Genomic DNA, 10,864 nt, shown 5'->3' with positions numbered 1-10,864 from the left:
AAGGCGGGCATTGAGACTCAAGCCCAAGAAGAGCGTCCGTCTCGCCATCTCGCGGCGATCATCGACCGGCTACCGCAGTTGCCTTCGCCGCTCAGCGTTAAGCGTCTTGAGAAAAAGGCGGACTCTATCTCTGTTCTGGTCTATGCCGACGCTCGTTGCCGGTCCGCCGGCCTTTTGCAACTGGTCCATGAATGAAGCGCCAGCCCACGACGTCGAGCCTGTTACGCCGACTCAATCGTTCGGCCGTGGTGGATTTGATCCGCACCGAAGGAGTGGCATCACCTTCGAGCCTCGCCGAGCGACTGAACATCAGCATCCCGACGGTGATGCGGGTGATCGAGGATCTGATTGCCGAGGATTTGGTGGCGTATGACGGGTTTGACGAGCCTAATGTCCGGGGCCGTCCCCGGGCACGCATCAAGTTCCGCGGCGCGGCGCATGCGATCATCGGCATCGAGGCCGGCAAGGGCGAGTTCTACGGCGCCGTGGCCAATCTCGAAGGCGTCGTGCAGACAGAAATGCACGAGACGGCCGACGATGATGGCGAGCGCAATTTCGAGAAGCTGGTCGGCCTGATCCGCCAGCTGATGGCGGCCCCCCACCCGCGCGGCCAGACCATTCGCGGCATCGGCATTGGCCTGCCCTCGATCGTCAGGCAGCCGGAGGGCGAAGTGGTGCTGACGCTCGGGCTCGGCTGGCGCGACATGCCGTTGCGAGCGCGGCTCAGCCAGCATTTTCAGATGCCCATCGTCGTCGAAAACGGGCGCAACCTCGCCGCCGTGGGCGAATGGGGATTTGGGGCCGGGCGTGGCGCCGACAGCGTCGTGAGCCTCTCGATCGGGCCCGGCGCCGGCGCGGGCGTCGTCATCGACGGCAAGCTCTATGGCGGGCACTCGCATGCGGCGGGCGAGCTCGGCTGGTATCTCGACGACCCCCTCCTCACCGGGCGGCCGTTCGAACATCTGGGCGACAAGCAATCGCTGCGCTTTTTCGGCATCCCCGAACAAGCGACCAAGATGCTCGAAGAGGCCAACACCCAGTATGCGGCGGGAAAGCTCACCCTGGCCGCCGTCACCGACCGGCAGGTGGACAAAATCGCGCCGGTTGTCACCGAACTGCTCGACTATGCGACGATGGCGGTGGGCAGTGTTGCTGCCTTCATGAACCCGGAAATCATCGTACTCGCGGGCCGGATCGTCGGCGGCGGTGATCTGGTGCTCGATGTGCTGCGGCACCGCCTCAAGGGCAATGTGTACGACCCGCCGCGCCTCGTGATAGGCGCGCTTGGGCACCGCGACATCGTGCTTGGAGCGGTGCGCCTGGTGCTCGATGCGACGACCCTCAACCCTGCCGACAGCCTCGTGATGGCCGACTGACGATCAATCCATCGCAATTGACAGCGACCGTATGTCGGCATTAAGTTTCTAACTGAAAGAAAACCGCACCCTGCGTCGTGTGGGAGCGTCTCTTTCGTGGGAGGACTTCAATGACGAAGATTTTCAATCCGCTTGGGCGGACGATGCAGCGTCGTGACTTCTTGAAAGTTGCGGGTGCGAGCGTTGCGGTAGCGGCTCTGCCTGCGGCAGTTCGCGGTGCCGAGCCCGTCAAGGTGCTTGTGTGGTCGTGGGTGCCGAATCTCCAGCTTCAGGTCGACATGTTCAACGCCGCGCATCCGGGTATCCGGATCGAACTCGTGAATGCCGGCCAGGGCCGGAGTATCAGGCGGTCCGTGCGGGCCTGCAGGCGGGCAGCGGCCTGCCCGACGTCGTCCAGATCGAATACCAGCACCTCGAGAGCTTCCGCCAGGTCGACGCCTTCGCCGACATCGGCCAGTACGCCAATGCCCATAAGGGCGAGTTCCCCGACGCCACGTGGAAACAGGTCGCCAAGGGCGATGTGGTCAACGCCATGCCGCAGGATACCGGTCCGATGGCGATGCTCTATCGCAAGGACATCTTCGACAAGCAGGGGATCACGCCGCCCACCACCTGGGTCGAGTTTGCCGATGCGGCCAAGAAGATCCATGCGGCCGATCCGAATGTGTTCATCACCGACGCGCTGTTCAGCTCAGGCGACTGGGTCACTGCTCTGCTGTGGCCGATGGGCTGGAAGCCGGTCAGCCGCGATGGCGACAAGCTCGTGATTAGAATCAACGACAAGATTTCCAAGGACTTCGCCGCCTACTGGCAGGACCTTATTGCCGCGGGTGTCATCGAGACCAAGCCGGGGTTCAACAATGAGTGGTACACCGGCCTCGACACGGGCCGCTATGCCACCTGGCTCACTGCGGGCTGGGGTCCAGTGTTCCTGACCTCGTTCGCCAAGACCAGCGCGGGCCAGTGGCGTGCCGCCGATCTGCCGCAGTGGGACGCGAGCAAGTTCGCGACCGGCAGTTGGGGTGGCTCATCGCTGGCCGTGATGAAAGCGACCCAGCATCTGCCCGAGGCCGCCGAAGTCGCGATTTGGCTGACAACGAATCCCGAAGCCACAATGCTCTACACCACCAAGCAATTCTTCTTCCCCTGTACCTCCGCGCTGCTGTCGAGCCCGGAATGGGCGGGCAACAAGATGGATTTCTACGGCGGCCAGGCGGTGAACGAAGTGTTCGCCAAATCAGCGAACGCTGTGACGCCATTTGAGTGGAGCCCGTTCCAGGGCTTCTTGTACCAGTCGATGACCGATGAATTCGGCGCCTCGATCGGCGGCAAGGGCACGCTGTCGGACGCGTTCGACCGCATCCAGGACGCCGTGGTCACCTACGCGAAAGAACAAGGCTTCACCGTAGCCTGACTTCTCCCGGGCAACGGCCGGGCGCGCTTGACCGGCGCGCCCGATCTCTTCATCTTGCCGGACGGGGGACCATGGCATTGTCGAATTCGCCAGCCGCAGCGACGCGCCCAGCGCGATCGCGCGGTTTTACGTCACGAAAGCTCGCGCCCTATCTGTTCCTGGCACCCTTCGTGCTGCTGTTTGTCGCCTTTATCGTCGCGCCGCTGGTTTATGCGTTCTATATGAGCCTCTACCGCGACACGCTGGTGGGCGGACGGCAATTCGCGGGTGCAGCCAGCTACATCAAGGTCATGGGAGACGCCAAATTCTGGGGCGGCGTGTGGAACCTCGTTTTGTTCGGCATCGTGCAGGTGCCGATCATGCTGGGCCTGGCGCTGTTGTTCGCCATCGTGCTCGATCGTGGCCAGGTCTATGCCAAGGGCCTCTTCCGGCTCGGCTTCTTCCTCCCCTACGCCGTGCCGAGCGTGATCGCGACGATCATCTGGGGTTATCTCTACGGCCCCACCTTCGGCCCGTTCACGCAGATGGCCGAGGCGTTCAACCTGCCGCCGCCGGACTTCCTGTCGCCGGGCGCGATGATCTTCTCATTGGCCAATATCGTGACGTGGGAATATGTCGGCTACAATATGGTGATCTACTACGCCGCGCTGAAGGCGATCCCTTCGGACCTCGCCGAGGCCGCGCGGGTCGATGGCGCCTCGCCCTGGCAATTTGCGCGGATGATCCAACTGCCGCTGCTGTGGCCGGCGATCCTGCTCACCATCATCTTTTCGATCAACGGCACACTGCAGCTGTTCAATGAGCCGTATTTGATGCGCGCTCTCGCCAGAAACACCATCAATTCGAGCTACACGCCGAACCTCTATGCCTATTCGCTGGCGACTTCGAACCAGCAGTATGGCTATGCGGCCGCCGTCTCGTTCGTGCTTGGCATCGTGATCGCCGGGGCCTCCTACATCTTCACCCTGATCGCCAACCGCCGTCGGCCGGAGCAATGATGACTGCGACCACCGACATCGCCACTTTCGAAGCTGCCAGGCGCCGACCCGGCGAGCAGCGGCGCTCGCGGACCATGCTCACGCTGCTGCTGTCACTGTTCCTCCTCTACAGCTTCATGCCGCTGGTCTATCTGGTCCTATCGGCAACGAAGACGAATGGCGACCTGTTCACCACGTTCGGCTTCGGCTTCGGCACCGAGTTCAACTTCTGGCAGAATCTGAGCGATCTTCTGGCGCGCGACAACGGCGTCTTCATGCGCTGGATGTTCAACAGCCTGCTCTATTCGACCGTCGCCGGGCTCGGCGCCGCGATCTTGGCTACCGCGGCAGGGTATGCGTTAGCCAAATTCAAATTCGTCGGCCGCAATCTGCTGTTTGCACTGGTCTTGGGCGCTGTGATGATCCCGCAGACAGCCCTCGTCGTGCCGACCTTCCTGCTGCTGGCGCTTTCGGGACTCAGCGACAATCCGCTGGGCGTGATCCTGCCCTCGATGATCTCGCCTATCGGCGTCTATCTGATGCGCGTCTATATCGAGCAGGGCGTCGACGACGAACTGCTCGACGCAGCGCGTATGGATGGCGCCGGCGAGTTCGTGATCTTCCGCGCCATCGTGCTGCGGCTGGTGGCGCCGGGCATGGTGACCGTGGCGCTACTCTCGTTCGTCGGGACCTGGAACAATTACTTCCTGCCGCTGATCGTGCTGCGCACGCCGGAGTATCAGCCGATCACGGTGGGCCTTGCGACCTGGTATCAGCTCGCGCAGCAGGGCGGTGGCGGCGGACAGGTGCTCTTCTCGATCATCATCACCGGCGCGCTGGTCAGCATCATCCCGGTCATCGTGGTGTTCCTGCTGCTGCAGCGGTTCTGGCAGGGCGGCCTCACCGCCGGCGCCATCAAATAGACTATCGCCTGGAGTTTTCCGACTATGACGACTGCCTCGAAATCCGCGCCGCTCTCTGTCTGGCGGCCGATCGCAACCGACACTTTCCTCGTCGGTACCCCGCATTACCCGGAGCATGTCGATGAGAGCTATTGGCAGCGCGACGCCGACCGCATGGCAGCCGCGGGCTTCAACGCGGTGCGACTTGCGGAATTCGCCTGGCATATTATCGAGCCGCATGAGGGGACGTTCGACTTCGACTTGTTCGACCGCGCCATAGATGTGCTGGCCAAGGCTGGCATCAAGACCATCATGTGCACGCCGACGGCGACGCCGCCGCGTTGGCTGACGGCACGTTATCCCGAAGTGTTGCGCGTCGATGCCAATGGCCGCGCCATGAGCCATGGCTCGCGCCAGCACGCCAATCTTGCGAGCGGAGTGTTCCGCGAGCATTCGAAGCGCATCACTAAAGCGATGGCCCAGCATTATCGCGGCAATTCGCACATCATCGGCTGGCAGACGGACAATGAGTTCAATACCTCTGGATCACTGTCCTACGGTCCGGTGACTCTGGCCGAGTTCCAGGCCTTCCTCAAGGACAAGTACAAGACCATCGCCGCGCTCAACGATGCGTGGGGCGGGCATTTCTGGGCCACCGCCTACGGCGATTTCGATCAAGTGGTGCTGCCGCTCGACTACGCCCCTGCCCCGGTCGGGCCGACCCATGTGGTCGACTATCACCGCTTCCTCGCCTTCGTCACGGCGCGGTTCCAGCACGATCAGGTGCTGATCCTGCGCGCCACCAATCCAGACTGGTTCGTCTTCCACAATCTGGGACGGATCGACGACATCGACTTCCGCGGCGAGTTCTCGACCGATCTCGATTTTCTCGGCTTCGACATCTACCCGCATCTCTATGACGAGATGCAGCGGGTCGGCGGCGTCGGCGAGGTACAGGCGCTGCATCTCGACATCTGCCGCGGCTTCACCGGCAACTTCATCGTGCCCGAGCAGCAATCGGGCTTCGGTGCGCAGCCGAACATCTCTACGCTGACGCCCGAACCCGGCGAGATGCGCCGCATGGCCTATACGTCAGCGGCGCGCGGCGCCGATGGCGTGATGTTCTTCCGCTGGCGGCCGGCGCATTTCGGCGCCGAGATCTATTGGATGGGCATCATCGATCACGACGACATCCCGCGGCGGCGCTATGACGAGGCCAAGCAGTTTGCGGGTGAGGTCACGGCGCTCAAGGACAAGATCCTCGGCACGCATGTGCGCATGGATTTGGGCATCGCCGGATCAGATTTCGACAATCAGGAGATGCACCGCTCCTACCCAATCGGCATGCCGAGCCCGCAGGACGATGCGACGCTGCTGCACCGCTATTGTTACCGCCACAACATCGCCTGCGGCTTCATCCATCCCGAGGATGATCTCAGCAAGCTCAAGGCGCTCTACGTGCCGCATTGGCTGAAATGGACCGACGCGTGGACGGCGCGGATCGAGGCCTTCGCCAAGGCGGGTGGAACGGTAATCCTGGGCGGCCGCACCGGATCACGCGACGTTAACAACCACGTCATCCGCGACACCTCGCCGGGCAAGAGGCTCTCGGCGCTGGCCGGAATCACGGTCGAGGAGTTCGGGTTGCTGACGCCGATCGGCGGCGACGGCCTGTTCGAGCATGGCGGCCGCTTCGGCGCCAACACGGTGCGCAAGAAGCTGCCGGCGACATCGGCGAGCCGCCAATACGAGCTCAAGATCGGCAATGCGCAGGTGACGGCGGCGCATCTCTATGAGCTGCTGAAGGTGGCGCCGGGCACCGAGGTCATCGGCCGCTGGGCCAGCCGCTTCGCCGAGGGCCAGGCCGCGATGACTTCGCGCAAAGTCGGCAACGGCAATGTCATCTACCTGGGCACGTATCTCAGCGATGCTCTGGTCGAGGTGCTGGCCGATCAAGTGCTGGCGCCCGCCGGTATCGTGCCGCTCATCGCCGACATGCCGGCCGGCGTCGAGGCGACGATCCGCGAAAGCAAGGACCGCCGCCTGCTGTTCATCCTCAACACGCTGGGCGAGCCGGCAAGCATCGGCAATGTCCCCGCGGGCAAGGATTTGCTCGGCGACGCGCAGGTGAAGGCAGGCCGAATGAGGCTTCCCGGCTATGGCTGCAGCATCATCGAACTCGACTAGGCGATACTGAGATCGCAAAGGCTGTATTGTCGTGACCCATTATTGCCACGTCGCCTGGCACATGCGGACCCAGCTCCCTGGCAACACTCAAACCTCGAAAGCGACGAATCCCTCCAACAAAAGACCGCTTCGGGCGTGTTGTTTGTCGAAATAGTCGAAGCGCTTGTTTCGTGAACATCCTCTGATCACCATCCCGCCGCTGATCGTCTACCTGTTCTTCAACCGGCAGATCGTCGCGGGCATGACGGCTTGCGCGGTAAAGGGGTGGGAAGTTACGGATCCGTGTCCGCTTTGGACCGATCCCGGACATCATGTCGCCCAAGCCGAACAGCTGCTTGAGGAAACGGCGAATTTGATCTCAACAGCCGACATCAGGCGCAAAGCGGCCATTCCTGAGCCGTCGCCATCAGGCCTGGCATGGGTCAAGACCGCCCTTTCGCACGCCGCTGCCGCCGGCGCTGGAATATCAGTGGAGGACCGTATCTAGCCGCCCCGCCACTTGCACACATCGGAATGCCGCCAATCAGTCCGCGGTGGTGGGTTGGAGTTCGCCGGTGAGCACACGCTCGTTCGGATCGATCGGGCCAAGCTTCCGGACGACCCGGAAGCGACCGCGCTCCGCCTGCGCGATGTACATGTTCATGCGAACATGGTGCTGACCGGGAACCATTTCGGCCGGTCCGCCTGGCCCCTGATTGATCCGCGCATGATCGAGCGCCCGGATGACGGCGCCCTGCTCAAGCGTACCGGCTTCGTTCACTGCTGCTTCCCACATCTTGATCGCCCTGAAGTGGCCGGTGCAGCCGCTGCCTGCGGTCAACATAGCGCTGCCGGGAAAACGCTCGGTGTAGCGACCCAAAAGCGAGCGGCCATATGGATCGTCGAGTTCCTGGTAGTAATCGAGGCAGCTGTAGAGTCCCTCGATCTGCTCGGACGGGACGAGGTTGAGAAAGTTCTCATCAAAATAGGTGCAGACGATCTTGCCACCGCGTTTACCGAATCCGGCCTTATCCAACTCATCGAGGAACGGCGTCAGCCCCGGCGGAACGATCGTGTTGAACACGACGTCGGCGCCGCTGGCCATGATCTGCTGCACCGTGCGCCGGAAGTCGACGGTATCCAGCGGGAAATACTCCTCGCCGACGATCTCGCCGCCATTGGCGCGCACCACCCGGCTTGCCGCCTTGTTCAGAATGTAGGGCCAGATGTAGTCGGCCGACGGCAGATAGAAGCTTTTCGCCCCTGTGGTCTTCATCAGCCAAGGTATCAGTGGCTCGACCTGCTGCGCGGGCACCGGACCCGTGCAGAAGATCAAGGGGTCGTTCTCCTGTCCCTCATACTGCTCGGTGTAGATGTAGAGCGTCTTGCCGCGTGTGACGGCCTCGCTCTTGATGGCCAGGCGGGTTGAGCTGTAGATGCCGCCGACGACCAGGTCGACTTTGTCGACATCCACAAGTTTGGCGGCGCATGTCTTGGCGGCGCTGTCGGTGGTCTCGCCATCCTCGATGATGAGCTTCACCGGCCGGCCGAGGAGGCCGCCGCAGGCGTTGATATCGTCGACAAGCATGGTTGTGAGATTGGCGTTGGCAATGCCCATGAAGGACAATGGGCCGGTGAGTTCGGCGATGAGGCCGATCTTGATGGGATTCAGGTTCATCTGATCTCTCCGATATTGTGGGGTTTCATCTCCGGGTCTTCGCCGGGCGCGCCGCCGCCGATAGCAGGCGGCGCGCAGCGCCGTTCAAGCCTCGTAGTGGCCGAGCAGCAGTGCCGCCTGCGGCTTACCGACATGGCCGGCTTCCTGCAGGATCGCCGGCACTTCGGGGTCCGAGACGAAATTCTTCCAGCCCTCTGCATCCCAGTCGAATATCGCCCAGATGCGGTCGGCCTCGCTGGGGTCCCGGAATACGGCTGCGCCATTCGAGCCGTGCAGCCGGCGCTTGTCGGCGCCTTTGGTCGAAAAGATGCGGATGAACCGGTCGACGTCCGCGACCTTCGTCGTTGCGAGAAGCATCTGATTTCCTCCTGTCGGTCGCGGCCACCATTGGTCCGTCGACAGGATCACAATGCGCGCCTCGCGGCGGGCGCACATGGGGTGTTTTCCCTATGCCTTTGTTTCGCCCGGTCGGATAAGACCGTGCTCGACCGCGTAGAGCGCCGCGGCGGCACGGGTGGTTACGCCGATCTTGGAATAGACGCTCTGGATATGGTTGTCCGCGGTCTTGGGTGCGATATCGAGCTTGCGCGCCGCCTCCTTCGCGGTCAGGCCAGCGGCGATCAGGCGCAGCACCTCGATCTCGCGCGGCGTCATGCCGGCCAGAGACCGCGAGCGGGGCCGTCGCGACGGCTGTCCGGCAAACGACAACACGGCCTCTGCGGCGTCGGGGCAGATACAGCCATCGCGAACGGCGGCACGCAGCTGCGCCGCCGCCGCCTCGCTGGACAGCGCCTTGCGATGAGGGCGCTCCTCCCGCGACGTCTGGAACGCTTCGGCCGCAGCCAGGATCCTCGCCGCCGGCGATAGGTCGGAGCCGCCGACCTTGCGATGATAGCCCGAGCCGTCGAGGCGTTCGTGATGGCGCAGCACAAACCCGGCCATTGCATCGCCGTCGCGGCCGAAGGAGGCCAGTGCCCGCTCGCCATAATAAGCGTGCAGTTGCGCCGCGTCGCGCTCGCGAACCGACAGCGGACCATTGCGCATCCAGGTAGCCACCGGCACCACCAGTTCGCCAATGTCATGGATACAGCCCGACCAGCGCAGCGCGCGGACGTCAGGGGCCGGCAGCCCTGCCCTTGCCCCCGCGCCCTCGGCCAGTTCCGCCACCATCCGCGAGTGGCCCTGCGTGAATGGCATGCGCATGTCGATCATGTCGGCGATGGCGAGGAAAGCCTCGTCGCAAGCCGCCTCGTCCAGCATCACCGGCGGATCTGGCTCCAGTGCCAAAATAGTCTCACGGTCGACTGTCGCGCCGATGCCCTCCATCAGCGCGGGCGCGTTGGTGGAGACGAGCCGGGCCAGCTCGGCTTCGTAGGGGCCGTCGCCGCGACTGGCGATGGTTTCGGCCATCGCATCAATGCCGACGGCGTCGCTGAGGGCAATGACATCCTGTGCCAATGTAATCAGGCGCACGGCGGGCAAGACATCTTCGCCGCTCAGCCCACGCGGCAGGCCCTTGCCGTCCCAGCGTTCGTATATCTGTCCAAGGTTGCGCCGTATCTCGTCGGACAGGCCGAGCCGCTCGCCGATCCGCTGCGCGACCTCGCAATGGGCGGTGAGCACCGGGCGGGCCACCGCGAGCGCCTGCGACATCGCGGACTCGATCGCCTTGGCCTGCGCGTCGGGGTCAAGATCATAATAGAGCCGCTTGAAGGCCTGGACGAAGACCCTGCCCAGTTCGGCGCGGTTGCCCATGTCCAGACCGACAAGGTCCTGGCGAAGCGCGATTTCGTCGCCGAAAGTGGCCGACAGAAGGTCAGTGTCGGCATTGCAGCCGACATACCGCAGCATCGACTGGTGGTAGGCATTGCGCCGGACGTTCTCCGAAAGGCCGGCAAGCTCGGCGATACGCATCGCAAGCACGCAGGATTTCAGCGCGAAATCGCGCGAATGGCCGGTGGCGAGATCCGAAGCGTAGGCGAGGACCATCATGAAGTCCGCCCGGCGGATCGAAACCTTTGTCATCGACGACCTCCCCCTGGGCACGTTAGCCCCGCGAGCCGCTAATACCTAGGAAAAAGCGCGACAAGGCCGAGTTGCCGGGGCGATATCACTTCAGCCCATCAGCCGCTCTTATTGGCTGGTCGACAGCCCGCCTGATCGGGCGATTCAAGGCCTGCGGCCATTTCTCGCCAGTTGGTGCTCAAATTGCTCCCGATCAATAAGACGCCGTCCGCGCTGGTTGCCTCATGGCGACGGTCTTCCAATTTGCATCAGCTCGACCCAGCTGATTGCAGCCCAACATGCTCCGGGCCAGGCGGAATGTAGCCTGCCCCTCGGCATCAGCGGTG

The 10,864-nt window shown here is 63.2% G+C and carries 8 protein-coding genes and 2 pseudogenes; 7 read left to right on the top strand and 3 right to left on the bottom strand.

Annotated features, from left to right (window positions below):
- The first annotated feature begins 191 nt into the window (after positions 1–191).
- From O7B34_RS22400 to O7B34_RS22375, 7 genes and pseudogenes are all read left to right on the top strand, one after another.
- Complete coding sequence (locus tag O7B34_RS22400) at positions 192–1,376, top strand: ROK family transcriptional regulator (protein ID WP_337148146.1); 1,185 nt, start codon at positions 192–194, stop codon at positions 1,374–1,376.
- 110 nt (positions 1,377–1,486) lie between these two features.
- Positions 1,487–1,576, top strand: a pseudogene (locus O7B34_RS32225) (twin-arginine translocation signal domain-containing protein); the annotation flags it as partial.
- 47 nt (positions 1,577–1,623) lie between these two features.
- Positions 1,624–2,790: an extracellular solute-binding protein gene (locus tag O7B34_RS22395; RefSeq protein ID WP_337148145.1), complete on the top strand. Its 1,167-nt coding sequence runs from the start codon at positions 1,624–1,626 to the stop codon at positions 2,788–2,790.
- Between the two features lie 71 nt (positions 2,791–2,861).
- Positions 2,862–3,788, top strand: a complete 927-nt coding sequence (locus O7B34_RS22390; protein WP_337148144.1) for a carbohydrate ABC transporter permease — start codon at positions 2,862–2,864, stop codon at positions 3,786–3,788.
- Positions 3,788–4,690 (top strand): carbohydrate ABC transporter permease, encoded by a 903-nt coding sequence (locus tag O7B34_RS22385; protein WP_337148143.1) that lies wholly within the window; start codon positions 3,788–3,790, stop codon positions 4,688–4,690. The genes O7B34_RS22390 and O7B34_RS22385 overlap by 1 nt, the downstream gene beginning before the upstream one ends.
- 24 nt (positions 4,691–4,714) lie before the next feature.
- Positions 4,715–6,856, top strand: a complete 2,142-nt coding sequence (locus O7B34_RS22380) for a beta-galactosidase (RefSeq protein WP_337148142.1) — start codon at positions 4,715–4,717, stop codon at positions 6,854–6,856.
- A 181-nt stretch (positions 6,857–7,037) separates the two neighbouring features.
- Positions 7,038–7,121: pseudogene (locus tag O7B34_RS22375) on the top strand (carbohydrate ABC transporter permease); the annotation flags it as partial.
- A 258-nt stretch (positions 7,122–7,379) separates the two neighbouring features.
- Here the strand turns inward: O7B34_RS22375 and O7B34_RS22370 are convergent.
- From O7B34_RS22370 to O7B34_RS22360, 3 genes are all read right to left on the bottom strand, one after another.
- A complete protein-coding gene (locus O7B34_RS22370; protein WP_337148141.1) occupies positions 7,380–8,513 on the bottom strand; it encodes a substrate-binding protein in 1,134 nt (377 codons plus the stop codon).
- A gap of 84 nt (positions 8,514–8,597) precedes the next feature.
- Entirely contained in the window at positions 8,598–8,870 is a 273-nt protein-coding gene (locus O7B34_RS22365) for a hypothetical protein (protein WP_337148140.1), read from the bottom strand.
- A 90-nt stretch (positions 8,871–8,960) separates the two neighbouring features.
- Positions 8,961–10,538 carry an HD domain-containing phosphohydrolase gene (locus O7B34_RS22360; RefSeq protein ID WP_337148139.1) on the bottom strand — a complete coding sequence of 526 codons (1,578 nt, stop codon included), beginning with the start codon at positions 10,536–10,538 and terminating at the stop codon, positions 8,961–8,963.
- Positions 10,539–10,864 lie beyond the last annotated feature (326 nt).

Source organism: Mesorhizobium sp. Cs1299R1N3 (genome assembly GCF_037179625.1).
Lineage (GTDB): Bacteria > Pseudomonadota > Alphaproteobacteria > Rhizobiales > Rhizobiaceae > Mesorhizobium > Mesorhizobium salmacidum.
Note: the sequence above shows the minus strand (reverse complement) of the source record. Positions and strands in the feature narration are given on the sequence as shown.

Bases quoted from the DNA above. Each gene is read 5' to 3' on its own strand.
- O7B34_RS22385 (WP_337148143.1), top strand. From the start codon at position 3,788: ATGACTGCGACCACCGACATCGCCACTTTCGAAGCTGCCAGGCGCCGA.
- O7B34_RS22370 (WP_337148141.1), bottom strand. From the start codon at position 8,513: ATGAACCTGAATCCCATCAAGATCGGCCTCATCGCCGAACTCACCGGC.
- O7B34_RS22360 (WP_337148139.1), bottom strand. From the start codon at position 10,538: ATGACAAAGGTTTCGATCCGCCGGGCGGACTTCATGATGGTCCTCGCC.
- O7B34_RS22400 (WP_337148146.1), top strand. From the start codon at position 192: ATGAAGCGCCAGCCCACGACGTCGAGCCTGTTACGCCGACTCAATCGT.
- O7B34_RS22390 (WP_337148144.1), top strand. From the start codon at position 2,862: ATGGCATTGTCGAATTCGCCAGCCGCAGCGACGCGCCCAGCGCGATCG.
- O7B34_RS22380 (WP_337148142.1), top strand. From the start codon at position 4,715: ATGACGACTGCCTCGAAATCCGCGCCGCTCTCTGTCTGGCGGCCGATC.
- O7B34_RS22365 (WP_337148140.1), bottom strand. From the start codon at position 8,870: ATGCTTCTCGCAACGACGAAGGTCGCGGACGTCGACCGGTTCATCCGC.